Genomic DNA, 24650 nt, shown 5'->3' with positions numbered 1-24650 from the left:
GGGGTTCGCCATCATGACGATGAATCATGGCGTACGCGCTCCCCCACCGCTACTCGACTCAGGAGCTGGTCAGGAAGAAGAGCAGGTCCTGACGGGTGAGGACACCGACGGGCTTGCCGTCCTCGTGCACCAGCAGCGCGTCGGAGGAGCCGAGCGTGTGGGCCGCCTCCTGGGCGCCGGCGCCGGAGCCGATCGTGGGCAGCGGCGGGGACATGTGCTCCTCGACGGGGTCGGTGAGCTTGGCCTTGCCGGTGAACAGTGCGTCCAGCAGGGTCCGCTCCGAGACCGATCCGGCGACCTCCGCGGCCACGATCGGCGGCTCGGCGCGCACGACGGGCATCTGCGAGACGCTGTACTCCTGCAGGATGTGCACCGCCTCGGCGATCGTCTCGCCGGGGTGGGTGTGGACCAGGTCGGGAAGCCGGCCGGACTTGCCGCGCAGCACGTCGCCGACGGTCTGCTTGGCCGCCTCACCGGTCGCGAAGCCGTACTGCGCCAGCCACTCGTCGTTGAACACCTTGGTCAGGTAGCCACGGCCCGAGTCGGGCAGCAGCACGACGATCACGGCGTTCTCGCCCTCCGGCGTGCCGGCCAGCTCGGTGGCCAGCTGCTTCGCGGCGTACGCAGCCATGCCGGCGCTGCCGCCGACGAGCAGCTGCTCCTCGCGGGCGAGCCGGCGGGTGTAGGCGAAGGAGTCGGCGTCGGAGACCTCGATGATCCGGTCGGCGATCCCGCGGTCGTACGTCTCCGGCCAGAAGTCCTCGCCGACGCCCTCGACGAGGTAGGGCCGCCCGGTGCCGCCGGAGTAGACGCTCCCGGCGGGGTCGGCGCCGATCACCTGGACGGACCCCCCGTCTTTCGCAGCCTGCTCCTTGAGGTAGCGGCCGATCCCGGAGATCGTGCCGCCGGTGCCGACGCCGGCCACGAAGTGGGTGATCCTGCCTTCGGTCTGGCGCCAGATCTCGGGGCCGGTCTCCTCGTAGTGGGAGCGCGGGTTGTTGGAGTTGGCGTACTGGTTGGGCTTCCAGGCGCCGGGCTGCGAGGCGAGCCGGTCGCTGACGTTGTAGTAGGAGTCGGGGTGCTCGGGCGGCACTGCGGTGGGCGCTACGACGACCTCGGCACCGTAGGCCCTCAGCACGTTGCGCTTGTCCTCGCTGACCTTGTCGGGGCAGACGAAGACGCACTTGTAGCCGCGCTGCTGGGCGACCATCGCCAGGCCGACACCGGTGTTGCCGGAGGTGGGCTCGACGATCGTCCCGCCGGGCTTGAGCTCACCGGAGGCCTCGGCCGCATCGATCATCCGGATGGCGATGCGGTCCTTCACCGAACCGCCCGGGTTGAGGTATTCCACCTTGGCCAGAACGAGCGGTCCCGCGCCGGGTTCAGAGGCCCCGGCGCCGTCCAACGCACGCTGCAGCCGCACGAGCGGTGTGTTGCCGATCAGGTCGAGAAGCGAGTCCACGTACTCCATACGGACAGCGTATGTCCACTAGGTGAGATCCCCTATATCCCGATACTGAGTGCCCGGTAATGGGTCGAAGACTTTAGAGTGGTGCCCGTGGCGAAGAAGAGTCTGGCTCGCAAGACCGCGTACGCCGGCGGTGGTGTCCTGGCCGCGACGGCTGCGTTCGCCGGGATCCTCGTCGCAGAAGCGGCGCTTGCCGTCCGGGCGACCCACCAGGTCAAGATGCCGGTGGCTCCCTCGCCGACAGGCTGGTACGGCGCGCGTCAGGCGGGCCGCCCGATCAACATCGCGCTGCTCGGTGACTCGAGCGCCGCGGGCTACGGGATGACCGAGGTCGAGGACACGCCTGGTGCCGTGCTCGCCTCCGGGGTGTCGGAGAAGGCACACCGACCGGTGCGGCTGCACGACCTGTCCGAGATCGGCGCCAAGTCCTCCGACCTGCACCCGCAGGTCGAGAAGGCGATCGCCGCCGACGCCGACATCGCGGTCATCCTGGTCGGCTCCAACGACGTGATCCGCCGGGTGCGCCCGCGGGTCGCGGTCAGCCACCTCGCCCAGGCTGTCATCCGGCTGCAAGAGGCGGGGGTGAGGGTGCTCGTCGGCACCGTCCCCGACCTCAGCACGGCCACCCCGATCCTGCCGCCGCTGCGCTCGATCATGCGCGCCTGGTCGATCCGCATCGCCGCCGGCCAGATGTTCCACGTCGTCCGCGCCGGTGGGCACACCGTGTCGCTGGGTGACGTCCTCGGGCCGGCCTTCAAGGCGACCCCGGCGTTCTGGTTCGGCGCCGACCTGTTCCACCCCTCCGCCGCCGGCTACCACGCCCTCGGCGAGGTGCTGGTCCCGCCGACGCTCTCGGTGCTGGGCCTCGTGGGCGACGAGAACGCGATCCTGGAGACCTACAACGGCAAGCAGGTGATGCCGCTCGCGGCCGCCTCGCTCCGCGCCGTCATCCGGCCAGGGACCGAGATCGACCCGGCGCCGCGTCCCCGTGGCCGCGTCGGCCGCAACTGGGCCCGTGCCCGCTCCTTCGAGAACGAGCAGCGCCCGCCCCACCGTGGCGAGCGTCCTTCCGAGACTCCCCCACCCGCCGTGCGGCAACCCGCTCGCTAGCACCGCTCGCTGGTCGAGCCGAGACCAGCACAGTCACGTACGAACGAACCGCCTGCTCCTTGTTGGAGCAGGCGGTTTCGTTGATGTGTTGGTCTCGACTCGCCAGCGCCGCTTCGCAAGCTCAGCGGCGCGCTCGCTCGACCTGATCGACCGACGCGGTCTTCACTCCTTCGTCGTGAAGGCCGCTGGTCAATCCTGCTGGAAGATCGCCAGGAGGCGGAGCAGGTTGGTGTAGATCCAGACGAGGCTGACGGTCAGGCCGAAGACGGCGCGCCACGACTCACGCTCAGGAAGCTGGGCGGCGATGCCCTGCTCGATCATGTCGAAGTCGAGGATCAGCATGAACACACCGAGCGCGAGGCCGGCGATGGCGGTGATCATGCCGAGAGTGCCGAAGCCGAAGAGGCCGAAGCTGGCGCCGAACATGCCGAGCACCACCTCCATCAGGCTCAGCCCCACCATGCCGAACATGGCGGCGATCACGAAGGTGCGGAACTTGTTGCCGACCTTGATGTTGAAGAACTTGTAGGCGGCCAGCGTGCCGGCGAATGCGGCGAAGGTGCCGATCACGGCCTGGACGACGATGCCGCCGCCGATCATGGCGTCGAACACCTTGCTCAGCGCACCCAGGGCGATGCCCTCGGCCACGGCGAAGGCCAGAACCAGGGCCGGGCTGATCACTCGCTTGAACGAGTTGACCAGGGACAGGATGAACGCAGCGCCGGCACCGAGGGTCGCGGCCATGTAGAGGGGCGCGAGGCTGGCGGTGGAGTTGATGTCCGGGGTCAGCACCCAGGTCGCGATGGCGGTGAGGACGACGACGCCGAGCGTGATCGCACCCTTCTGCACCACCGAGTCGATCGTCATGGGGGCACCGGTGACGGGGGCCTGGGGGCCGCCCGTCGACCACTGGCTCGGGTCCTGCCCATAGCCGGCGTACGGAGCGCCGTTGCCGCCGTAGGTCGCGTTGCCGTAGGCGTTGTGCGACGGCTGCCCGAAGCCCTCCGACCGACGGAACACCGGGTTGTTGCTCTGCATCTGGTGGTCACTCCTCGAAAGCGACTGGAAAGATCCCGCCACGGTGGCGGCTCCTGTGGCCAGCGTACCGGCCCTGTGTCTCACTCAACGTCCGGGACAACCCCGATGTTCCAGGAACGCGAAGAGTGCCCCGGGTGGGACTCGAACCCACATCTGGACGAGTTTAAGTCGTCATCCTCTGCCAGTTGGGACACCGGGGCGAACAGCCAGACCCTAGCGTCACAAGTATGTCTGACGCTGATGAAGCGCATGGGCGCCGGCGACCCGGTCGATGAAGAGCAGACCGTCGGTGTGGTCGATCTCGTGCTGCAGACAGCGGGCCTCGAAGGCGTCGGCGACGATCTCGACGGTCTCGCCGGTGACCGGGAGCTGGCCGCGTACCTTCAGCCTGGAGGCACGCTTCACGTCACCGGTCAGGTCGGGGACGGACATGCAGCCCTCGCGCGCCTTCTCGTTGCGGCTGGCCTCGACGACCTCCGCGTTGCACAGGACGTACGTCCCGTGGTGGGTCTTCGTCTTGACGTGGGTGGAGACGTCGACGCAGAAGATCCGGGCCGAGACCCCGACCTGGTCGGCGGCCAGGCCGACGCAGCCGGGCGAGACTCGCATGGTGGCGATCAGGTCGGCGGCCAGCTGGATGATCTCGGGAGCGGTCGGGTCGACGTCCTCGCCCGGCACGGACAGGACCTGCGCGGGGGCGCGTACGACGTCGAGGACCTTGCCCTCGACACCCAGCTCCGCCTCGGTCCAAGCTGCGACCCGTTCGTTGATCGTCACAGGTCGTCGGCCTCGATCGGCCGAAGGGTCGCGTCGACGCCGAGCTCCTGGGTGACCCGCCTGATCGCGGACTCCAGCACGGCGACGTCGGCGTCGGCAGGCAGCTCGAGCTCGGCGACGACGACGTAGAGGTCACCGGAGAGACGGGTGGTGAGGTCGGTGATGTTGCCGCCGGCGGCGGCGATCTCGGCGGTCACGGTGGAGACGATGCCGGGTCGGTCACCACCGTGCACGGAGAGTACGAAGAGCCGGCCTGCGCCGGTCGCAGCCTGCTCCTCGGGGAGCTCGTAGACCGTGACAGTCAGGGTGCCGTCGGACGCGATCGGCTCGAGGTCGGCCCGGATGGCCTCCGTGGTCGCCTCTCCCGCACAGAGCAGGGTCATCGCGAAGTGACCTCGCAGCCGGGTCATCGTCGAGTCCTCGAGGTTCAGGCCGAGTCCGGCCAGACGGGCGGTGGTGTCGGCGATGATCCCCGGGCGGTCGTGTCCCAGGACGGTGATGGCGTGGATGGTCACCAAACCATTGTCACCCGCGGCCCGCCGATGGCGGACCGCGGGTGACTCAGGTGGACTTCGACGGCTGGATCAGCCGCGGAACCACTTGTCCTTCTCCTCCTGGGAGGGCTCGACCGGCTCGGGAGCGAACTCGGGCGCGGTCTCCGAGGTGGGCTTGACGGCGGTGTCGCCGCCACCCAGGTCGTCGTAGGAGGTCTTGTCCGAGTCGGAGCCAGCGCCGGCCGGCGGAGGCGGCACCTCGGTGGCGTAGGGGTCGGCAGGCGCGATCGGGTCGGTGAGCGGGTCACCGGTGACCCCGGCCTGCGGGGCGGACGGCGTCGGCGGGGCCGGCGGCGCCGGCGGGTAGCCGCCGTACTCGCTGGTCGAGGACGAGTCCGTGGCCGGCTCGGGAGCAGCCGGAGCCTCCGTGACAGAGGTGCCTGCGGCAGGCGTGGAGGTGGACGCTGAGGCCGACTCGGCGTGGTGCAGCTTCTCGGAGGCGACGTCGGCCGCGGCGGCGACCTTCTCCCTGGCCTGCTCCGCGTACGGACCGGCCTTCTCCTTCACCGTGGCGGCGTAGGGACTCGCCTTGGCCATGGCGGCCTCGGCATAGGGAGCAGCCTTCTCCTTGAGGGGCGCCGCCTTCTCCGAGGCGGTCGCGAGGGCCGACTGGACGCGCGGGTCATGGGTGACCTTGTTCGCGCCGGCCTTCAGCTGCTCAGACTTGTTCTTGACCAGCACGCCGACACCAGCGGCAGCGATGGCAAGCAGGATGAGCTTTTTCACTTCTTGACCTTCCGAGAGACAGGTTTGGTTCTGTTTGATGGTTGAGTCGGTGAACCCAAACCTAGGCGCCAAACACAAAGATCAAGTCCCCCGACATGCCTAGTCTCTAACGGACCAGGCGATTCCGTCGAGGATGTCGGACTCGGAAACCAGAAGAGTCTCGATCTTCGAGCGCCTCAGGATCCGGTCGAGGATCAGCCCGCCGGCCGCGATCACGTCGGCTCGCCCCGGGTGCATCCAGGGCAGCGCGAGCCTCTCCTCGACGGTCAGCGCGAGCAGTCGCTCGACGATCCCGTAGACCTCGTCATGAGCGAACTCGGCGTGGTCGGTGGCAGTGCGGTCGTACGCCGCCAGCTCGAGCAGCCCCATGGTCAGCTGGACTGCGGTGCCGCCGACCACGACCACGGAGCCCGCGGCCGCCGGGGCGACGGGGCAGCCGTCGAGGTGGTCGTCGATGTCGCGTACGCAGGCCTCGATCTCCTCCTGCGTGGGCGGGTCGGAGCGCAGATGGCGCTCGTGGAGGCGCACGGAGCCGATGTCCATCGAGTGGCTGCTGGTCGGCGTCGGGCCCTCTCCGAGGATCAGCTCGGTCGAGCCACCACCGATGTCGATCACCAGCAGCGGTGGCGGCGGGGTGCCACGCAGGTTGCGGACGGCGCCGCCGAAGGAGAGCGCCGCCTCCTCCGCACCGGTGACGACCTCGGGCGTGACTCCCAGGCGTGCGCGTACGCCGTCGGTGAAGGTCGCCGCGTTGGCGGCGTCCCGGGTGGCCGAGGTGGCGACGAAGCGCACCTTCCGGACGTCGTGCTCGCGGATCAGCGCGGCGTACTCGTCGATGGCTTCGAAGGCGCGCTCCAGAGCCTCGTCGGCGAGCACACCGGTGCGGTCGACGCCTTGGCCGAGGCGGACCATGCGGGCCTCGCGTACATCCTCGGTCAGGCCGTCGGGCGTGACGGTGGCGATCAGGAGCTTGATCGTGTTGGTGCCGCAGTCGATGGCAGCGACCTTGGTCTCGACAGGCTCGACCCGCCGGGTCACTGCTCCTCGTCCTCGAGCTCCAGATCCACGCACGGACCGGACTTCCACCATTCGCCGAGCCGCTCGAGCACCTCGTCGCCGAGGGGGTTCACACCCGGACCCTGGGCCAGCGACTGGCCCGCGAGGACGTGCAGGCACTTGACCCGGTTCGGCATCCCACCTGCGGAGATACCGTGGATCTCAGGCGGGTCGCCGAGCTCGTAGCGAGCCTCGAGATAGGCCTCGTGGGCCTTGGCGTAGGCGGCGGCGAGCTCCTCGTCGGTGGCCAGCCGCGCCTCCATGTCCTTCATCACGTGGGTGCCCTCGAGGGTGCCGATCTTCGAGGCCGCACGCGGGCAGGTGAGGTAGAAGGTCGTGGGGAACGGCGTGCCGTTGGGCAGCCGCGGCTCGGTGGTCACCACATCGGGCAACGAGCACGGGCAGCGGTGCCCGACCTCGTGGATCCCCCGTGGCTCGCGTCCCAGCTGTGCCGCGATCGCGGACACGTCCTTGGGATCGATGGCCATGTCTCAGTCCTTCTTCTGCTTGGGCGGGTCGATCTCCGACTCCGGCCCGTCTCCTGTCTGCTCCGGCGGGTCACCGGCCAGCAGCACGGAACCCCACGCATCGTCCCACCACGCCTTCGGCTGCTCCGCACTGCCCACCGAGTCGGGGTCGGTGAGCTCCGGCTCGGTCTGGATCCGCTCGCCGTTCTCGTCGAGGGCGACGTACGCCGTCTCCCCCGGCATCACATACCCGAACCGCTCCCGGGCCTGCTGCTGGACGTAGGCCGGGTCCTCCCAGCGACGGGTCTGCTCCTCGAGGCGCTTGATGTGCTCTTTGCGCTCGGCGATCTCGGTCTGCAGGGCGTTGATGTCGTTGCGCTGCTGGATGTAGGCACGCAGCGAGGAGGCGTAGGAGATCACCAGCACCGCGGCGACCAGGATGATCATCATCGCCCGGCCGGTGAGCCTGGGCCGGCGCAGCCGCTTGCGCAGCGTCTCGAGACCGCCGATCGATGCCGGCCGGGCCGAGATCGGGGCGCGCGGCCGCCTGCCCGGACCCTGCGGGGCCCGAGGACCGCGTACGCGCTTGCTCTGACCGGGTCCCTGCGTTGCCACGTCGCTCATCCTCCCATCCACGACCTACCTCCTGACGGCAGACGCGCCCGCTCGCTGGTCGAGCCGCCGGAGCCGCTAGGCGGAGGCGTGTCGAGACCAACACAGCCCCTGACGTTCTCGACGGGACTGTGTTGGTCTCGAGCCGGGTTAGCCCTGGTAGCGCGGGAACGCCGAGGCGCCGGCGTAGCGGGCGGCCTCGCCGAGCTCGTCCTCGATGCGGAGGAGCTGGTTGTACTTCGCGACGCGCTCCGAGCGGGCCGGGGCACCGGTCTTGATCTGACCGGAGCCGACGGCGACGGCGAGGTCGGCGATGGTGGTGTCCTCGGTCTCGCCGGAGCGGTGGGACATCATCGTCTTGAAGCCGGCGCGGTGGGCCATGTCGACCGCGTCGAGGGTCTCGGAGAGCGTGCCGATCTGGTTGACCTTGACCAGCAGGGCGTTGCCCTGGCCGCCCGCGATGCCGCGGGCGAGGCGCTCGACGTTGGTGACGAACAGGTCGTCGCCGACGAGCTGGGTCTTGGAGCCGATGGCGTCGGTGATCGCCTTCCAGCCGTCCCAGTCCTCCTCGTCGAGGGGGTCCTCGATGGAGACGATCGGGTAGGACGCGACGAGCTCCTCGTAGTAGGAGGTCATCTCTTCGGCGGTCTTCTTGGCGCCCTCGAAGAGGTACGCCCCGTCCTGGTAGAACTCGGAGGCGGCCACGTCGAGCGCGAGGACGACGTCCTTGCCGAGCTCGTAGCCGGCCTTGCCGATGGCCTCGGCGATCAGGTCGAGGGCGGCGCGGTTGGACTCCAGGTTGGGCGCGAAGCCACCCTCGTCACCGAGGCCGGTGGCGAGGCCCTTCTCCTTCAGCACGGACTTGAGCGCGTGGTAGACCTCGGCGCCGATGCGCAGCGCCTCGGCGAAGGTCGGCGCGCCGATCGGCGCGATCATGAACTCCTGGATGTCCACGTTGGAGTCCGCGTGGGAGCCGCCGTTGAGGATGTTGAGCATCGGGACCGGGAGCACGTGGGCGTTGGGGCCACCGACGTAGCGGAACAGGGACAGGCCCGCCGAGTCGGCGGCGGCCTTGGCGACCGCGAGCGAGACGCCGAGGATGGCGTTGGCGCCCGCAGTCGCCTTGTTGGGGGTCGCGTCGGCCTCGATCATCGCCTGGTCGATGGCGCGCTGGTCGTCGGCGTCGAGGCCCTCGATCGCGGGCGCGAGCGTCTCCACGACGGCGGTGACGGCCTTCTGCACACCCTTGCCGCCGTAGCGCTCACCGCCGTCGCGCAGCTCGACGGCCTCGAAGGCGCCGGTCGAGGCGCCGCTGGGGACCTGGGCGCGGGCGAAGGTGCCGTCGTCGAGGACGACCTCAACTTCAACGGTCGGGTTGCCTCGCGAATCGAGGATCTCGCGGGCGCCTACGGCGTCGATCGAAGCCACTGAACTACTCCTGGGTCAAGGACGGGGTGTCGTCCGTCAGCCTATTACCCGGCCGGATGGGCCTGGCGATTGGAACGTTAACCGGTCGGTAGGACCTCTGCTGCCTGCGCCCACCTGGTGTTCACGCCCAGGTAGACACCTCGTCATCACGTCGATGCCTCCAGGTGCGGCGCCGCCCGGATCGTTCCTCCGGCAACAATTCCCCGAGAGGAAACCTCACATGCTTCTCCACAAGAACCGCCTCGCACTCGCCGGGGTCGGCGTCCTGGCCATCGGGGGCCTGGGCGTCTCGCTGATGACCGTGCTCGGCGGCACCGCCACCGCCGATCCGGGCCGGCACCGCGAGTTCAGCCGGCTCGCGACCTACCCCGTCTTCCAGAACGTGCCCGCCGGGGTCGACCCGGCCGACGCGACCGTCGCCGAGATCTCGGCGGTCTCCGAGGACGGGACGACGCTGGCCTACACCGACGCGGCCGGCGGCCGGATCGGCTTCCTGGACATCACCGACCCCTCCTCGCCGGAAGGGATCGGCAGCCACGACGTCTCCGGCGGCAAGGGCGGCTCCCCCACGTCGGTCTCGATCGTGGGCGACCATGCGCTCGTCGTCGTCGACGAGTCGACCTATCCCGGGCTCGAGGACACCGAGTGGGAGGACGAGGAGCCTGCGGTCGGCATCCGCGCCGGACGGATCGACGTGATCTCGCTGGCCGCCCCGCACGAGGAGGTGGCCTCCTACGACCTGGGTGGTCAGCCCGACTCGATCGCGGTCAGCCCGGATGGGACGTACGCCGCGATCGCGATGGAGAACCAGCGCAACGAGGCTGCCACCCCGGCCGGCGGCAAGGAGGGCGACCTGCCCCAGGCGCCGGCCGGATCGGTCAAGATCGTGGGTCTCGACGGCGGGCCGGCCGAGTGGCGGATCACCGACGTGGCGCTGCCTGCCTCGCTGCTCGAGGGGCTGGAGACACCGGAGGACGCCGAGCCGGAGTACGTCGACATCAACACCGACAACCAGCTCGCGCTGACGCTGCAGGAGAACAACGGTGTCGCGATCATCGACCTCCCGTCCGCGACCGTCGAGACCGTGTGGAGCGCCGGGAACGCGGTCGTGAAGGGTGTGGACACGACCAAGAACGGGCGGTTCGACCCGGTCGACACCATCGACGCGCCGCGCGAGCCCGACTCGATCCAGTGGGTCGGGAAGGGCCTGGTCGCCACCGCCAACGAGGGCGACTGGAAGGGCGGCACCCGCGGCTGGACCGTCTTCCGTGCCGCGACCGGAGAGGTGGTCTGGGACGCCGGGTCCACCTTCGAGGACATCGCCACGAAGCACGGTCTGCACAACAACGACCGCGCCGCCAAGAAGGGTGCCGAGCCCGAAGGGCTGGCCTTCGAGACCTTCGGCGGCGTGCCGTACGCCTTCGTGGGCTCCGAGCGCAGCAACTTCGTGGCCGTCTACGACATGCGTACGCCCTCTTCGCCGAAGCTGAAGCAGGTGCTGCCGGCGACCAACGGGCCCGAGGGGCTGCTGCCGATCCCGTCGCGGAACCTGCTCGCGATCTCCTCGGAGAAGGACTCTGCCGAGGACCTGGTGCGGGCTTCGGTCTCGCTCTACGGGTTCGGTCGGAGGCCGTCGTCCTTCCCGAGCGTCGAGTCGGCCTCCCAGAACGGAAAGCCGATCGGCTGGGGCGCGCTCGGCGCGCTCTCGAAGGTGCCCGGCGACCCCAGCAAGCTCTACGCCGCCAGCGACGCCGCCTATGCAACCGGCAGGATCTACACCCTCTCGGTGAACCGCTCCCCCGCCGTGATCCGCGATGTCCTCGAGGTCACCGACGCCTCGGGCGAGGTGGCCGAGGGGCTCGACATCGAGGGTCTGGCCGCCCGCCGCGGCGGTGGCTTCTGGGTCGCCGACGAGGGCGAGACCGGCACCGGGAACGCCCTGCTCCGTCTCGACCGCGACGGCCGCATCGCCGAGACGGTGCCGCTGCCCGCGGAGATCGCGGCGAAGGTCGGCAAGTGGGGCCTCGAAGGTGTCACGGTGACCGGGAAGCGCGCCTCGGAGAAGGTGTACGTCGCGCTGCAGCGCCCCCTGTGGGCCGACTCGACCGCGAAGAAGCCCGGCGTGGACGGCCCGAGCACCGCTCGGATCGGTCGCTACACCCCGGCCACGGGCCAGTGGGAATGGTTCGGCTACGGGCTGGAGCCGACCTCGGTGGCAGGTGACTGGCTCGGGCTCTCCGAGATCACGGCCGTCGACGAGGACACCCTCGCCGTGATCGAGCGGGACAAGCAGAACGGCACCACTGCCGCGATCAAGCGGGTCTACACGGTCGAGGTGCCCCGCCGCGGCACCACCGGACTCAGCCCCGTGACCCCGCTGCGCAAGCGCCTGGCGTACGACCTGCTGCCCGCGCTGCAGCGCACCAACGGATGGACCCAGGAGAAGCTCGAGGGCGTCACGATCGGCGGGGACGGTCACGCCTACGCGGTCACCGACAACGACGGCCTCGAGGATGCCACCGGAGAGACGGTCTTCCTCGACCTCGGTAAGCCGCCCAAGCGCTGATCGTCCTGGCTCCGGCCCGCCACCGTCGGGTGGCGGGCCGGGCTCGTTGCTGCCCCGGCGAGCGAAACGGTTCGTCGAATACAGTTAGCCAAGCTAAACTTTGTGGCGATGTCCGTGCCTCCCTCCAGCCCCCGCCTCACCTTCGCCATCGTCGCCATCGGCGTCTGCTCCTACTCCTTGCTGCAGTCGGTCTCGGTGCCGACGATGCCGCTGATCCAGGCCGAGCTGGATACCGACCAGGCCACCGCATCCTGGATCCTGACCGCCTTCCTGCTCTCGGCCTCGGTGGCGACCCCGATCATCGGCCGGATGGGTGACTCCTTCGGCAAGCGGCGGATGTACGTGTGGAGCCTGGCCGCCCTCACCGCCGGTGCCGTTCTCGCCGCCGCGGCCCCGAGCATCGAGGTGATGATCGGCGCCCGGGTCCTGCAGGGGCTGGGTGGCGGCACCTTGCCGTTGGCCTTCGCGATCCTGCGTGACGAGCTGCCCAAGGAGCGCGTCGCCGGTGCGATCGCGCTGACCTCGTCTCTGCTCTCGATGGGTTTCGCGGCTGGGATCGTGCTGGCCGGTCCGGTCGCCGAGACGCTCGGCTTCCGGGCGCTGTTCCTGCTGCCCGCGCTGGCCGCGGCCGGCGCGGCGATCTGCGCGCTGCGGCTGGTGCCCGAGTCCCCTGTGCTCACCCGTGAGCCGATCCCGCTGCGCCCCGCCCTGCTGCTCGCCGGCTGGCTGGTCTCTCTCCTCCTCGGCGTCAGCCAGGCGCCGTCGTGGGGCTGGACCGCGCCCGCCACCATCGGCCTGCTCGGTGCCGCGGCAGTGCTCCTGACCGCCTGGATCCGGGTCGAGTGGACCGCACGGCAGCCGCTGGTCGACCTGCGACTGATGGGCCGTCGCGGCGTATGGACTGCCAACCTGGTCGCCCTGCTGATCGGCATCGCGATGTACGCCTCCTTCGGCTTCATCCCGCAACTGACCCAGACCCCGTCGTCGGCCGGCTACGGTTTCGGCGCGTCGGTCACGGTCGCCGGCTACCTGATGCTGCCGACGGCCATCACCTCGTTCCTGTGCGGACTGGTCAGCGCCCGGCTCGCAGACCTCATCGGGATGCGCAGCATCCTGGTCATCGGCGGGCTGCTCACCGCAGTCTCGCTCGTCATGGTCGCCTTCGTCCATGACGAGCCGTGGCAGATGTGCGTCGCCGCGGGCCTCTCCGGCCTCGGCACCGGCCTCGTCTTCGCCAACCTCGCCAACGCGGTCGTGGCCGCGGTGCCACCGGAGCACACCGGCGTGGCCACGGGCATGAACGCCAACATCCGCACCGTCGGCGGCACCATCGGCTCCGCGGTGATGACCTCCATCGTCACCGCCGAGACCCTGCCGTCGGGCTACCCGGCGGAGCAGGGCTACATCAACGGCTTCGGCTTCCTCGCACTCGTCGCCCTCGGCGCGGCCCTCGCGGCCATGCTCATCCCCCTCGCTCCGCGAAAGGTCACCCCGGTCGGCCGAGACGTCACGTACGCCGGCCGAGGCGTCGCTCCCGTCGGCCGAGAGGGCACTGAGATGCCGTGTCGGCCGACGTAAGCGACGTCTCGGCCGACCTGGGTGACGTCTCGGCCGACCTGGGTGACGTCTCGGCCGACGCTGGCGCCTACTCGGCGGGGTGGGCGCGCTCGGCGGCCTTGGCTGCCTGCCAGAGCTGCTCGACCTCGTCGATGGTGTAGCGACGCCCGGAATCGGCCTCGGGGCCGAAGACGTGGGGATTGCGGCGCTTCATCTTGGCGGTCAGGCCGGCGATGACGTCGTCCATGGTGAACTCGCCGGCCTCCTCGGCGATGGCGGCATGGAAGTAGACCTGGAGCAGCAGGTCGCCGAGCTCGTCCTTGAGGTGATCGGGATCGCCCTCGTCGATGGCCTCGAGCACCTCGTCGGACTCCTCGCGCAGGTACGGCGCCAGCGTCGCGTGCGTCTGGGACGACTTCCACACGCAGCGCTCACGCATCAGCCGCATCAGGTCGAGGAACTCGATGAGCCCCTCCCCCGAGGCGTACGTCCTGCCCTCGCCGCCCGCTGGGCTCAATCCAGCGCCCCGAACGCGCTCAGGCACTGCCGCAGCAGCGCTCCCCGGCCGCCTTCCATGTCACCGACGACCGCGTCGGAGGCAGCCTCGGCCGGTGTCATCCAGGAGAGCTCCAGGGCGTCCTGGCGCGGCTCGCACTCGCCGGTCACCGGGATGACATAGACCAGCGACACCGCGTGCTGGCGCGGGTCCTGGAAGCGCTCGCCGGGCCAGGGGAAGTATTCGGCGACGGTCACCGGCACCGTGGTCAGCGGCAGCGTCGGGAAGGCGACCGGGCCGAGGTCCTTCTCCAGGTTGCGCATCAGCGCGTCGCGGATCCGCTCACCGTGCAGCACCCGGCCCGAGACCAGCGACCGGGTGATCGTCCCGGTCGTGGGCGAGCTCCGCAGCAGCAACCCGACCTCGCTCACCGCGCCGTCGGGATCGACACGCACCGGGACCGCCTCCACATAGAGGATGGGCACCCGCCCGCGGGTCTCGCCCAGCTCCTCCTCGGACAGCCACCCGGGCTCGGTGTCCCACTCGTTGCCGAAGGGCTCCTCAGGGAAGGACTGCTCGCCGAAAGCCTCCATCGTCATGCGTCGATCCTGCCAGACAGATCCGTACGTGCAGGAGCGACATCACCGCAGAATGGGACGCGGCGGCGGCGATGTCTGACCAGACGACATCGACCGACTCAGGTGACGAGACGCTCCAGCGCGGCGGCGTACAGGGTCTGCGCGGCCTCGGCGGCTGTGTCAGCGGCGGCGTGCGTGACGGGCTTGCCGAGGTAGTTGTTGGCGTTGCGGTCCAAGCGCATCACGTCGTAGTGGGCGGCCGCGTCGCGCGGCGGCGGGGTGTCGAAGACGGCGGCCAGGAACCGGCCGACCTTCACATGGCCACCGGCGCCGTAGGTCGTCTTGTAGCCATAGCCTGCGAGCATGGCCTCCCCGACGTCGTGCGCGGCCTTGTAGGCGAGGTTGTAGCGGTTCTCGGTCCGGGTGACGTTGGGTACGTCGGCGAGGGCCGACTCCGCGCCGGCGAGGAAGGCCCGCGCCTTCTTCTCGTCGGGCCTCACCGCACGCAGGGCGCCGGAGCGTACGAGCGCGTCAACCGCCTTCTGCTGCGCCGGCGTCAGTGGCACGGGCATCCGGTCCTCCTCCGTAGATCTCGATCACCGGGTTGGCTCGGACCTCCTCGAGGAACCCGGTCTGCTCCTCGGCCTCCTCCGGACTCATGATCGTCGGGTTCACGATGCGCCCGACACTGTCGGAGACCTCCCGGCAGACCCGGTAGACGGCCTGTACGTCGAGGCTGCCGATCACCATCAGGTCGATGTCGTTCGGCGGTGGCCCGGGCTCACCCTTCGCCCTGGCCGCGAACGAGCCGAAGAGGAACGCATTCTCGACCCCGCCGATGCCCGCGAGCGCCTCCCGGATCAGCACGACCGGACCGGTCACGGTCAGCAGGATCTCCCGCGTCGGCGCGAGCAGCGGGCTCTGCTCGTTGCCCCTGATGAGCCGGGTCCTGCCGACCCGCCGGTCGACGAGCAGGCCCGCCTCGAGCAGCCGCCCGACCTCGCGATGGACCGTCGGATAGGGCAGCCCGGCCCGCTCGGCGAGGTCGGTCATGCTCAGCTCCTCGGCGGTGAGCAGCAGCTCCGAGAGCAGCAGCGCCTGCGCCTCCGAGCGAAACAGAGGCGCGAGCACCGGAGCCTGGTTTCTCACAGAATGGATAATAACCTCCATTTTGTGGATATGGAACCCGTCGGCCGGTCAGGTGGAACGGCGGAGCGCCTCGACGTGCTCGACAGTTCGGCTGACCGTGGCATGAACGAATTTTCGTTCGCCGCGCGGAGGGTGCTGCCGCGTGCTGACCTGTCATGCCGGCGAGTTTCGCCACGAAACCACCACCGCCCTGGCCGAGATCGTCCTCTAGATCTCTTCGCGGGCTCGTCACCTCAATCCTGCGACGAGCACCTAGGCGTTCTGATCGTCGATCACAACCCGTCGGAGGGTGCGCAAGGTCGTTGCGAGAGTGACCAGATCGGTGGAGCCGAGCGCCACTCGGATGGCTTGCGGGGTCTGCGGCGCGGTGCTGAAGGGTTCGGCCGTTGCTACCGCGATCTGCTGTCTGGATAGCGTGCCGGCGATGCGGTCGGCTCGCGCGCCCTCCGGTAGTGGCAGCCATGCGAAGTACGACGAAGGGTGGCCGACGACTTGCAGGCCGGCCAGCTCCCGCCGGGCGAGAGCTTGACGGGCACGAGCGTCGTCGCGCTTGCGGTCTTCGAGGCGGGCGACGGTGCCGTCTTCGATCCAGCTGCAGGCGATCGCGGTCGTGAGGACGGGCGTGTTCCAGGTGGTGACGCGGATGGCTCGTTCCATGGCACCGATGAACGAGTCGGGGGCAACCAGGAACCCGACCCGAAGTCCGGTGGCGACGCCCTTGGACAGACCAGAGACGTAGACCGTCAGGTCCGGGGCGGTGGCGGCCAACTGGCGCCGGCGGGCAGGCGTCCGTCCCTGATGGCGGACGAGAAGGCGGCTACGAGCGCCTTGTAGCGGGTGGCGGCCACCCGCGGATTGTATGCATGACAATTCTTTGACTGTGTCATTCCTCGGTCCTTAGCGTTGCTCGCACCACTTCGAAAGGACCCCATCGTGCACATCGCCATCCTCACCTTCGAGGGCTACAACGAGCTCGACTCCCTCATCGCCCTTGGGGTACTCAACCGAATCAAAGGCGACGACTGGCGCGTCACCATTGCCACGCCGAGCCCGAAGGTGACGTCGATGAACGGCGTGGTGATCGAGCAGATGTCGACACTGGAGGAGGCCTGCGAGGCTGACGCCGTCATCGTCGGCAGCGGTATCGCCACCCGCGAGGTCGTCGAGGACCCCGCGATCATGGACGTGCTGCGACGCCTCGACCCGTCGCGCCAGCTCATCGCCGCCCAGTGCTCAGGCGCGCTCGTCCTGGCCAAACTCGGACTGCTCGATGACATCCCGGCCTGCACCGATCTCACCACCAAGCCGTGGGTCGTCGCCGCCGGCATCGAGGTCCTCAACCAGCCCTTCTACGCCAAGGACAACCTCGCGACCGCGGGCGGCTGCCTCGCCTCGCACTACCTCGCGGCCTGGATCATCAGCCGCCTCAAGGGCCGGGAGGCCGCCGAAGGCGCTCTCCACTACGTGGCCCCGGTCGGGGAGAAGGAGGAGTACATCGAGCGCGCCTTGCGCAACATCACCCACTACCTCCCCGCCGCCGCCCCAGCGCTCGCCTGACCCGCGACGCAAGACCCCATCACCCGGGCTCAGGTGAGCGGGTCGATGATCGCGTCGATGACGACCCGGGCCCAGTCGAGCAGGTCAGGTCCGTCGAGGGGCTTGGCGGGGAAGCCGGAGGAGACCGGGCGCGGGACCATGATGGTGTCCAGCTGTGGCTTGACCAGGGACTTCGGGTACATCCGGTTCAACCTCACGACGCGGGAGTCGGGCAGCGAGACCGGGTGGAAGCGTACGTTCTTGCCTGCCAGGGTGACCTCGGTGACGCCGGCCTGGCGAGCGCGGGCACGGAAGCGGGCCACCTTCAGGAGCGAGGAGACCTCGGCCGGCGGCTTGCCGTAACGGTCGAGGAGCTCGGCGGCGACCGACTCGACGTCCTCGTCGGTGCGGACCTCGGCCAGGCGCTTGTAGATCTCCAGCCGCAGCCGCTCCGAGGGGATGTAGTCGTGGGGCAGGTGGGCGTCGACGGGGAGCTCGATGCGCACCTCGTTGAACTCCTCGACGGCTCCGTCCGGGCCGGCCTTGAACTCGGCGACGGCCTCGCCCACCAGCCGCACGTAGAGATCGAAGCCGACGTCGGCGATGTGGCCGGACTGCTCGCCACCGAGCAGGTTGCCGGCGCCACGGATCTCCAGGTCCTTCATCGCGATCGCCATGCCGCCGCCGAGGTCCGAATGTTGCGCCAGGGTCGCGAGGCGTTCGTGGGCGGTCTCGGTGAGCGGCTTCTCCCCGGGGTAGAGGAAGTAGGCGTAGGCGCGCTCGCGGGAGCGGCCGACGCGGCCACGCAGCTGGTGGAGCTGGGAGAGGCCGAGGGTATCGGCGCGCTCGATGATCATGGTGTTGGCGTTGGAGACGTCGAGGCCCGACTCGACCAGCGTGGTGCACACGAGCACATCGAACTCCTTCTCCCAGAAGTCGACCATCACCTGCTCGAGCTGCTTCTCGTTCATCTGGCCGTGGGCGACGGCGACCCGCGCCTCGGGCACGAGCTCGCGGATCCGCGCGGCCGCCTTCTCGATCGAGTTGACCCGGTTGTGGATGTAGAAGACCTGACCGTCGCGAAGCAGCTCACGCCGCACCGAGGCGACGATCTGGCGGTCCTCATAGGCACCGACGTACGTCAGGACCGGGTGTCGCTCCTCGGGCGGTGTGGTGATCGTGGACATCTCCCGGATGCCGGTGATCGACATCTCGAGCGTCCGTGGGATCGGGGTCGCGGACATGGACAGAAAGTCGACGGAGGTGCGCAGGCGCTTCATCGCCTCCTTGTGCTCGACGCCGAAGCGCTGCTCCTCGTCGACTACGATCATGCCGAGGTCCTTGAACCGGATGTCCTTGTTGAACAGGCGGTGGGTGCCGACCACGATGTCGATGGTGCCGTCGGCGAGGCCGGCCATGACCTCGGCGGCCTCCTTGTCGGTCTGGAACCGGGACAGCCCGCGTACGTTGACCGGGAAGCCCGACATCCGCTCCATGAAGGTCGACAGGTGCTGGGAGACCAGCAGCGTCGTCGGCACCAGCACGGCGACCTGCTTGCCGTCCTGGACCGCCTTGAACGCCGCCCGCACCGCGATCTCGGTCTTGCCGTAGCCGACGTCACCGCAGACCAGCCGGTCCATCGGCACCGGCCGCATCATGTCCTGCTTGACCTCGTCGATGACGGAGAGCTGGTCGGCGGTCTCCTGGAACGGGAAGGCGTCCTCGAGCTCGCGCTGCCAGGGGTTGTCGGGACCGAACTGGAAGCCCTTGGTCGCCTGCCGCGCGGCGTAGAGCTTGATCAGCTCGGCGGCGATCTCGCGGACCGCCTTGCGCGCGCGGGCCTTGCGCTTCTGCCAGTCGGCGCCGCCGAGCCGGTCGAGGCTCGGCTGCTCGCCGCCGACGTACCTGGTGACCTGGTCGAGGGCGTCGGCCGGGACGTAGAGCCGGTCGGCCGGTCCGCCGCGCTTGGAGGCTCCGTACTCCAGGACGAGGTATTCGCGGGTCGCGCCCTGCACCTCGCGCTGCTTCATCTCGATGAACTGCCCGACCCCGTGCTGCTCGTGGACGACGTAGTCGCCGGGCTTCAGCTCGAGCGGGTCGATCTGCTTCTTGCGCCGGGTCGGCATCTTGACCATGTCGCGCGTCGACGACTTCTGGCCGGAGATGTCCTCGCCGGTGAGCACGACCAGCCGGTTGGCATCGTCGAGGAAGCCGTGGTTGAGGCGGGCGTGGATGACGGTGACCGTCTTGTGGACGGGCTTGGCGGCCTCGGCCTCCTCGGCCAGGCTCGCCGGGATCTCGCGCTCCCCCAGCGCCTCGACCGTACGCTGCGCCGTGCCGTGCGCTTGCTGGACGACGACCACGCGGTAGCTGTCGTCGCGCCAGCGCTCGATGTCGGCCAGCACTGCGGCCGTGTCGCCGCGGTAGGCCCTCGCGGGCTGCCAGTCGAGCTTTCGGCCCGGGACGCCGACGACGTCCGGGTCGGCGAGATCGCCTTCGGCATCGTCGAGACCGAACGGGCTGACCGACCACCACGGCTTGCCCTGGGCGATGGCGTGGGCGCGTACGTCGGCGAGGTCGCGGTAGGAGGCCGCCGACAGGTCGATCGGGGCGACTCCCCCGCTTGCCGCGGCGGCCCAGGAGGCGCCGAGGAACTCGTCGGCAGTGGCGACCAGGTCGTGGGCACGGCTGCGGATCCGCTCGGGGTCGAGCAGCAGCACGTGGCCGTCGTCGGGGATCAGGTCGAGGAGCAGCTCCATGTCGTCGACGAGAGCCGGGGCGAGCGACTCCATGCCGTCGACCGCGATCCCGGCGGCGATCTTGTCGGTGAGCTCGACCAGGGTGGGGTGGGCCTCGCCGAGCGCCTTGGCCCGCGCCCGGACCTCCGGGGTGAGCAGGAGCTCACGACATGGCGGCGCCCACAGCCGCTCGGTGGCACCGCCGTGCTCGGCGGGGATGGCGCGTTGGTCGGCGACCGCGAAGTGGCGGATCGAGTCGATCTCGTCGCCCCAGAACTCCACCCGGACCGGGTGCTCCTCGGTGGGCGGGAAGACGTCGACGATGCCGCCTCGGACGGCGAACTCGCCGCGCTTCTCGACCAGGTCGACGCGGGAGTAGGCCGCGTCGGCGAGCTTCTGGACGACGTCGTCGAGGGCCGCCTCCTGGCCGGTGATCAGCTCGACCGGCTCCAGGTCGCCCAGGCCCTTGACCTGCGGCTGGAGCACGCTGCGAACCGGGGCGACGACGACCTTCAGCGGCCCGTGGGCACCGTCCGCGTCCGGGTGGCGGAGGCGGCGGAGCACCGCGAGGCGGCGCCCGACGGTGTCGCTGCGCGGGGAGAGCCGCTCGTGGGGCAGCGTCTCCCAGCTCGGGTAGAGGGCGACCGAGTCGGGCGGCAGCAGATCGGTCAGGTCGTTGACCAGGTCCTCGGCCTCGCGCGAGGTCGCGGTCACCGCGAGGACGGTGCGCTCCTGGCGTACGAGACCGGTGACCACGAACGGACGCAGCGCCTCCGGCCCGGTGACGTCGAGCGCCAGCATCCGGCCGCCCTTGGCCTCCGCCATCACCTCGCTCAGGGCGGCATCGCGCAGTACGAGATCGGCGAGCGGGGCGAGGATCACTGGTGACTCCAAAGGGATGCGGCATGCACGAGAGCCCCCGGCCAGAAAACAGGGGGTGCTGGCTCCAGTCTAGGAGACATGCGTAAAGACGTTTGACTTCGAGCGCGCACGAACCCGAAGCGTGGATCACATGCGATACACGACCATCGGAACAGGCGCCGGCGAACGGCGCGTCAGCAAGCTCGCGCTCGGCGCGATGCGCTTCGGCACGGAGACGGACGTCGAGACGTCCTACGCGATCCTCGACCGCTTCGTCGAGGCCGGCGGCACCTTCGTCGACACCTCCAACAACTACGCCTACTGGGCCGGCGGCACCCAGGGTGGCGAGAGCGAGACGTTCCTCGGCCGGTGGCGGCGCGACCGCGGGATCGGCGAGGAGATCGCCATCGCCACCAAGGTCGGCGCACGTCCCACGGACACCGTCGAGCGTGTCGAGAACGGCTGGGCGACCCAGCGCAACCGGAGCTGGGAAGGGCTGGCGCCGCAGAACGTACGCGAGCAGGCCGACCGTTCTCGCGAACGCCTCGGCGTCGAGCGGCTCGACCTCTACTACGCGCACGTGCCGGACATGAACGGCGTGCCTCTGGAGGAGTACGCCGCGGGCTTCGCCGCCCTCGTGAAGGACGGTGTCATCGGCCAGTTCGGGCTGAGCAACCACTGGTCCTGGCAGGTCGAGCGGGCGCGGGCCGCGAACCCGGAGGCGGCACGCCCGAGCGTGCTGCAGTACCACCACACCTACCTGCGGATGCGCACCGACATCCCTGACCCCAGGCTGTCGGTCGACGGCGAGATCGGGGTGGCCGACGCCTCGCTGCTCGCCTACGTGCGGGCGACGCCGGGGCTGACCCTGGTCGCCTACACGCCGCTGCTCAGCGGGGCCTACACGAACCCGGCCAAGCCCATCGACGGCGCCTACGACCACCCGGGCACGACGGCGCGGCTGAAGGTGCTCGACGAGGTCGCGGCCGAGACCGGCGCCACCCGTAACCAGGTCGTGCTGGCCTGGATGCTCGGCGACGCGCTCCCGGTGATCCCGCTGATCGGGGCATCGTCGGTCGCCCAGCTGGAGGAGAGTCTGGCCGCGGTCGACCTGGAGCTCAGCGAGGAGCAGAGGGCTCGGCTCGACGCTGCTGGGCGATGAGCTCTGCATCCGGATCGGTTTCGCCGACCGCGGCGGCGTAGTAGGAGACCTTGAACTCGATCGCGTCCAGATGGGCGGCCGTCTCCTCCAGCTGCGCGCGCACCCGGTCGCGGTGTGCGCGCAGCAGGGCGAGACGCTCCTCCTCGTTGCCGGCGCCTTCACGGACCATCTCGGCGTAGCGGCGGATCTCCCGGATCGGCATCCCGGTCGAGCGCAGCCTGGTGATCAGTGTGATCCAGCCGAGGTCGCCCTCGGTGTACGCGCGGTGACCCGAGCCGTTGCGGCCGACGCCGAGCATCAGCCCGTCTCGCTCGTAGTAGCGCAGCGTGTGTGCGGTCAGACCGGTCCGTTCGGCCACCTCGGCGATGCTCAAGCCGTTGCTGTGCGTCTGCGGCTGCGTCGTCATGGACTCCAGTGTCCTGGTTCGAGTGCACTCGAAGTCAAGTGAGATCAGGCGGCTCAGAGCGCCGAGCCACCGGTCACGTCGAGCGTCTCGCCGGTGACCCAGCGCGCCCGGGGCGAGGCGAGGAAGCCGACCGCGTCGGCGACGTCGTCCGGCGTGCCGATCCGGCCGAAGACCGACAGCCCGTCGGCCTGAACCCGTGCCTCAGGCACGTCGAGCCAGTCGGCGTTCATGTCGGTCTCGATCACGCCGGGGAGGACCGCATTGACGGTCGCCCCACGCGCGGCGAGCGGCGCGGCCAGCGCGCGGGTGAGGTTGTTGATGCCGGCCTTGGCTGCGGCGTACGCCAGGTGGGTCGGGGCCGCAACCCGGGTGTAGCCGGTCGACACGTTGATCACCCGGCCGCCTTCGCGCAGGTGCGGGGCGACCGCCTGGGTCAGAAACATCGGGGCGATCAGATTCACCTCGAGCACCCGGCGAGCGGTCGCCGGGTCGAGCTCGTGGAGCTCCTGGTTGCCGTTGATGCCCGCGTTGTTGACCAGGATGTCGAGGCTGTCATCGCCGGCGAGCGCCGTTTCGATCCACGCCTCCGCGATCTCGGCGGCCGCCTTCGCACCGTCCTCACCGAGGTCCGCCTCGATCAGGACCGACCGGGCTCCGGCCGCCTCGACGAGCCGTGCGGTCTCCTCCGCGGCCGGGCGGTTCGAGCCGTAGTGGATGCCGACCAGGCCGACACCGTCGGCGGCCAGACGTACGGCGATGGCGCGGCCGATCCCGCGGGAGGCCCCGGTTACGAGTGCGTTGCGGGTCATCTCGGTCTCATTTCTGTAGTGGTCGCTAAATAATGCTCTGGGAGTTAATGTAGGGATCACTATGGAAATGCGCAAGCCCTCCCGCGGACGACCGCGCTCCTTCGACGAGGACGCGGTGCTCGACGCCGTGATGCGGGCGTTCTGGGAGCACGGGTACGAAGGCACGAGCGTCGCGACGCTCGAGGCCGCGACCGGACTGAAGGCACCCAGCCTCTACGGGGCGTTCGGCTCCAAGGAGGTCCTCTACCAGACCGCCCTCGAGCGCTACGCGAGCGAGCACGGCAACGTGCTGCGGCCCGACGGCCCGGCTCGCGAGGCCATCTCGGAGTTCCTGTACGAGGCGGCCGACCAGTTCAGCGAGAGCGGTCTGCCACCGGGATGCATGGTCTCGACGGCCGCCCTGGCACTGGGCGCCAGCCAGCGCGGCGTCGCCGACCGCCCGGCGAGGATGCGCTCCGAGACGCTCGGCGGCATCGAGCAGCGACTGCGGACGGCGGTCACCGAGGGCGAGCTGCCGGACGAGACCGACGTCGGCGCCCTCGCGCGGCTCTTCGGCGCCGTGATCCAGGGCATGTCGGTGCAGGCCATCGACGGCGCCACGCGGCAGGAGTTGCGCGGGCTCGCCGCGGTCGCGATGGATGCGTGGCCGCCACGAGGCGGGGCGGGCCGGTGAGCACCAGGATGTACGCCGCCGGGGCAGCCCTCCTGCTCGCGCTCAGTGCCTGCGGCAGGACGCCAGAGACCGGCCCGTCGCCGACGACCAGCGCCGCGGCCCCCTCGATCTCTGCGGAGCCGTCACCCAGCGACGTACCTTCCTCTCCTGACGTCGCCGAGCCGGGGACGGTGCCGCCGCCGTGGCTCGGCACCCGGGTGCTGAAGGAGGACGCCGAGGGTTACGGCATCGCCGGAGCGACCCCGAAGGAGCTGCGCAACCGGGCCTGGACCCTGCCGGACGTGATCCCGATGCTGCCCGGCGACGGCTTCGCCGCCGAGGTAGACATCGCGCCCGACGACGTGATCGAGCGCTCGACCTGGGTGCCGGGCTGTCCGGTCTCCAGGCAGGAGCTGGCCTGGGTGCGGATGACGTTCTGGGGCTTCGACGGCGCCCGCCACACCGGCGAGATGCTGATCAACGCCCGGGTGGCCGAGGACGTGGTCGGTGTCTTCCGACGGCTCTACGAGGCGAGGTTCCCGATCGAGCAGATGGACATCACCACGAAGGCCGCCCTGGATGCTCCGCCGACCGGCGACGGCAACGGCACCGGCGGCTTCGTCTGCCGGCCGTCCGTGGGCCAGACCTCGTTCTCGCAGCACGCCTACGGCCTGGCGATCGACCTGAACACCTTCCAGAACCCGTACGTCAAGGGCGACCGCGTCATCCCCGAGCTCGCCCGTTGGTACCTGGACCGATCCCGGAAGGCGCCCGGGATGATCCGCCCGGGTGATGTGGTGGTCCAGGCATTCGCCGAGATCGGCTGGGAGTGGGGCGGCGCCTGGCGCTCACTGAAGGACTACCAGCACTTCAGCGAGAACGGCCGCTGACCGCCGGCTCGACG

Annotated in this window: 24 protein-coding genes and 1 tRNA gene; 7 read left to right on the top strand and 18 right to left on the bottom strand. The window is 69.8% G+C overall.

The features are described 5' to 3' along the window. Positions 1–58 precede the first annotated feature (58 nt). Entirely contained in the window at positions 59–1471 is a 1413-nt protein-coding gene (locus tag BJ988_RS02010) for a cystathionine beta-synthase (protein WP_179656446.1), read from the bottom strand. 87 nt (positions 1472–1558) lie between these two features. On the opposite strand from BJ988_RS02010, the gene BJ988_RS02005 reads away from it, so the two are divergent. After that, positions 1559–2578 (top strand): SGNH/GDSL hydrolase family protein, encoded by a 1020-nt coding sequence (locus BJ988_RS02005; protein WP_343051411.1) that lies wholly within the window; start codon positions 1559–1561, stop codon positions 2576–2578. 189 nt (positions 2579–2767) lie between these two features. On the opposite strand, the gene BJ988_RS02000 is transcribed toward BJ988_RS02005, so the two are convergent. The 9 genes from BJ988_RS02000 to eno all read right to left on the bottom strand — a co-directional run bounded on the left by BJ988_RS02000 (position 2768) and on the right by eno (position 9236). Further along, a complete protein-coding gene (locus BJ988_RS02000) occupies positions 2768–3616 on the bottom strand; it encodes a Bax inhibitor-1/YccA family protein (protein WP_179656444.1) in 849 nt (282 codons plus the stop codon). A gap of 126 nt (positions 3617–3742) precedes the next feature. Beyond that, positions 3743–3816 (bottom strand) — tRNA-Leu (locus BJ988_RS01995). A gap of 19 nt (positions 3817–3835) precedes the next feature. Beyond that, entirely contained in the window at positions 3836–4393 is a 558-nt protein-coding gene (def, locus tag BJ988_RS01990) for a peptide deformylase (RefSeq protein WP_179656443.1), read from the bottom strand. Next, positions 4390–4908: an ACT domain-containing protein gene (locus BJ988_RS01985; protein ID WP_179656442.1), complete on the bottom strand. Its 519-nt coding sequence runs from the start codon at positions 4906–4908 to the stop codon at positions 4390–4392. Before BJ988_RS01985 ends, def begins: the two co-directional genes overlap by 4 nt. Before the next feature lie 69 nt (positions 4909–4977). Further along, on the bottom strand, positions 4978–5673 hold the full coding sequence (locus BJ988_RS01980; protein WP_179656441.1) for a hypothetical protein: 696 nt from the start codon (positions 5671–5673) through the stop codon (positions 4978–4980). Positions 5674–5772: 99 nt separating this feature from the next. Beyond that, positions 5773–6711, bottom strand: a complete 939-nt coding sequence (locus BJ988_RS01975; protein WP_343051410.1) for a Ppx/GppA phosphatase family protein — start codon at positions 6709–6711, stop codon at positions 5773–5775. Continuing rightward, positions 6708–7217, bottom strand: a complete 510-nt coding sequence (locus tag BJ988_RS01970) for a DUF501 domain-containing protein (RefSeq protein ID WP_179656439.1) — start codon at positions 7215–7217, stop codon at positions 6708–6710. Before BJ988_RS01970 ends, BJ988_RS01975 begins: the two co-directional genes overlap by 4 nt. A gap of 3 nt (positions 7218–7220) precedes the next feature. Then, entirely contained in the window at positions 7221–7820 is a 600-nt protein-coding gene (locus BJ988_RS01965) for an FtsB family cell division protein (protein ID WP_179656438.1), read from the bottom strand. 138 nt (positions 7821–7958) lie between these two features. Further along, the gene (gene eno, locus BJ988_RS01960; RefSeq protein WP_179656437.1) at positions 7959–9236 is read right to left on the bottom strand and encodes a phosphopyruvate hydratase; all 1278 of its coding nucleotides are present in this window, start codon (positions 9234–9236) and stop codon (positions 7959–7961) included. Between the two features lie 220 nt (positions 9237–9456). Here eno and BJ988_RS01955 point away from each other — a divergent pair, with 220 nt between their 5' ends. Both BJ988_RS01955 and BJ988_RS01950 read left to right on the top strand, forming a co-directional pair. Further along, positions 9457–11802 (top strand): esterase-like activity of phytase family protein, encoded by a 2346-nt coding sequence (locus BJ988_RS01955; protein ID WP_179656436.1) that lies wholly within the window; start codon positions 9457–9459, stop codon positions 11800–11802. Between the two features lie 108 nt (positions 11803–11910). Beyond that, positions 11911–13380 carry an MFS transporter gene (locus tag BJ988_RS01950; RefSeq protein WP_179656435.1) on the top strand — a complete coding sequence of 490 codons (1470 nt, stop codon included), beginning with the start codon at positions 11911–11913 and terminating at the stop codon, positions 13378–13380. Between the two features lie 67 nt (positions 13381–13447). On the opposite strand, the gene BJ988_RS01945 is transcribed toward BJ988_RS01950, so the two are convergent. The 5 genes from BJ988_RS01945 to BJ988_RS01925 all read right to left on the bottom strand — a co-directional run bounded on the left by BJ988_RS01945 (position 13448) and on the right by BJ988_RS01925 (position 16350). Then, positions 13448–13876 (bottom strand): MazG nucleotide pyrophosphohydrolase domain-containing protein, encoded by a 429-nt coding sequence (locus BJ988_RS01945; protein WP_218860516.1) that lies wholly within the window; start codon positions 13874–13876, stop codon positions 13448–13450. After that, the gene (locus BJ988_RS01940; protein ID WP_179656434.1) at positions 13873–14454 is read right to left on the bottom strand and encodes an NUDIX hydrolase family protein; all 582 of its coding nucleotides are present in this window, start codon (positions 14452–14454) and stop codon (positions 13873–13875) included. The genes BJ988_RS01945 and BJ988_RS01940 overlap by 4 nt, the downstream gene beginning before the upstream one ends. 98 nt (positions 14455–14552) lie before the next feature. Next, positions 14553–15005, bottom strand: a complete 453-nt coding sequence (locus BJ988_RS01935; RefSeq protein WP_179656433.1) for a hypothetical protein — start codon at positions 15003–15005, stop codon at positions 14553–14555. Then, positions 14965–15582: a MarR family transcriptional regulator gene (locus BJ988_RS01930; protein WP_218860514.1), complete on the bottom strand. Its 618-nt coding sequence runs from the start codon at positions 15580–15582 to the stop codon at positions 14965–14967. The genes BJ988_RS01935 and BJ988_RS01930 overlap by 41 nt, the downstream gene beginning before the upstream one ends. Positions 15583–15834: 252 nt before the next feature. Continuing rightward, positions 15835–16350 carry an aminotransferase class I/II-fold pyridoxal phosphate-dependent enzyme gene (locus BJ988_RS01925; RefSeq protein WP_218860512.1) on the bottom strand — a complete coding sequence of 172 codons (516 nt, stop codon included), beginning with the start codon at positions 16348–16350 and terminating at the stop codon, positions 15835–15837. A gap of 165 nt (positions 16351–16515) precedes the next feature. Between BJ988_RS01925 and BJ988_RS01920 the strand changes: the two genes are divergently transcribed. After that, positions 16516–17139 (top strand): DJ-1/PfpI family protein, encoded by a 624-nt coding sequence (locus BJ988_RS01920; protein WP_179656430.1) that lies wholly within the window; start codon positions 16516–16518, stop codon positions 17137–17139. Between the two features lie 29 nt (positions 17140–17168). Here BJ988_RS01920 and mfd read toward each other — a convergent pair whose 3' ends face one another. Then, complete coding sequence (gene mfd, locus BJ988_RS01915; RefSeq protein ID WP_179656429.1) at positions 17169–20738, bottom strand: transcription-repair coupling factor; 3570 nt, start codon at positions 20736–20738, stop codon at positions 17169–17171. Positions 20739–20868: 130 nt separating this feature from the next. Between mfd and BJ988_RS01910 the strand changes: the two genes are divergently transcribed. After that, the gene (locus BJ988_RS01910) at positions 20869–21879 is read left to right on the top strand and encodes an aldo/keto reductase (RefSeq protein WP_179656428.1); all 1011 of its coding nucleotides are present in this window, start codon (positions 20869–20871) and stop codon (positions 21877–21879) included. Here the strand turns inward: BJ988_RS01910 and BJ988_RS01905 are convergent. Both BJ988_RS01905 and BJ988_RS01900 read right to left on the bottom strand, forming a co-directional pair. Next, complete coding sequence (locus tag BJ988_RS01905; RefSeq protein ID WP_179656427.1) at positions 21836–22285, bottom strand: MerR family transcriptional regulator; 450 nt, start codon at positions 22283–22285, stop codon at positions 21836–21838. The genes BJ988_RS01910 and BJ988_RS01905 overlap by 44 nt on opposite strands. 53 nt (positions 22286–22338) lie before the next feature. After that, entirely contained in the window at positions 22339–23094 is a 756-nt protein-coding gene (locus tag BJ988_RS01900; protein WP_179656426.1) for an SDR family NAD(P)-dependent oxidoreductase, read from the bottom strand. Between the two features lie 67 nt (positions 23095–23161). Between BJ988_RS01900 and BJ988_RS01895 the strand changes: the two genes are divergently transcribed. Both BJ988_RS01895 and BJ988_RS01890 read left to right on the top strand, forming a co-directional pair. After that, positions 23162–23767 (top strand): TetR/AcrR family transcriptional regulator, encoded by a 606-nt coding sequence (locus tag BJ988_RS01895; RefSeq protein ID WP_218860511.1) that lies wholly within the window; start codon positions 23162–23164, stop codon positions 23765–23767. After that, positions 23764–24636, top strand: a complete 873-nt coding sequence (locus BJ988_RS01890) for a M15 family metallopeptidase (RefSeq protein ID WP_179656424.1) — start codon at positions 23764–23766, stop codon at positions 24634–24636. The genes BJ988_RS01895 and BJ988_RS01890 overlap by 4 nt, the downstream gene beginning before the upstream one ends. Positions 24637–24650: the final 14 nt, after the last annotated feature.

The sequence above is a fragment of the Nocardioides panzhihuensis genome (assembly GCF_013408335.1).
In the GTDB taxonomy this organism is placed as follows: domain Bacteria; phylum Actinomycetota; class Actinomycetes; order Propionibacteriales; family Nocardioidaceae; genus Nocardioides; species Nocardioides panzhihuensis.
Note: the sequence above shows the minus strand (reverse complement) of the source record. Positions and strands in the feature narration are given on the sequence as shown.

Bases quoted from the DNA above. Each gene is read 5' to 3' on its own strand.
- BJ988_RS01935 (WP_179656433.1), bottom strand. From the start codon at position 15,005: ATGCCCGTGCCACTGACGCCGGCGCAGCAGAAGGCGGTTGACGCGCTC.
- BJ988_RS01895 (WP_218860511.1), top strand. From the start codon at position 23,162: ATGCGCAAGCCCTCCCGCGGACGACCGCGCTCCTTCGACGAGGACGCG.
- BJ988_RS01905 (WP_179656427.1), bottom strand. From the start codon at position 22,285: ATGACGACGCAGCCGCAGACGCACAGCAACGGCTTGAGCATCGCCGAG.
- BJ988_RS01950 (WP_179656435.1), top strand. From the start codon at position 11,911: ATGTCCGTGCCTCCCTCCAGCCCCCGCCTCACCTTCGCCATCGTCGCC.
- BJ988_RS01910 (WP_179656428.1), top strand. From the start codon at position 20,869: ATGCGATACACGACCATCGGAACAGGCGCCGGCGAACGGCGCGTCAGC.
- BJ988_RS01940 (WP_179656434.1), bottom strand. From the start codon at position 14,454: ATGACGATGGAGGCTTTCGGCGAGCAGTCCTTCCCTGAGGAGCCCTTC.
- BJ988_RS02000 (WP_179656444.1), bottom strand. From the start codon at position 3,616: ATGCAGAGCAACAACCCGGTGTTCCGTCGGTCGGAGGGCTTCGGGCAG.
- BJ988_RS02010 (WP_179656446.1), bottom strand. From the start codon at position 1,471: ATGGAGTACGTGGACTCGCTTCTCGACCTGATCGGCAACACACCGCTC.
- BJ988_RS01965 (WP_179656438.1), bottom strand. From the start codon at position 7,820: ATGAGCGACGTGGCAACGCAGGGACCCGGTCAGAGCAAGCGCGTACGC.
- BJ988_RS01970 (WP_179656439.1), bottom strand. From the start codon at position 7,217: ATGGCCATCGATCCCAAGGACGTGTCCGCGATCGCGGCACAGCTGGGA.
- BJ988_RS01955 (WP_179656436.1), top strand. From the start codon at position 9,457: ATGCTTCTCCACAAGAACCGCCTCGCACTCGCCGGGGTCGGCGTCCTG.
- BJ988_RS01900 (WP_179656426.1), bottom strand. From the start codon at position 23,094: ATGACCCGCAACGCACTCGTAACCGGGGCCTCCCGCGGGATCGGCCGC.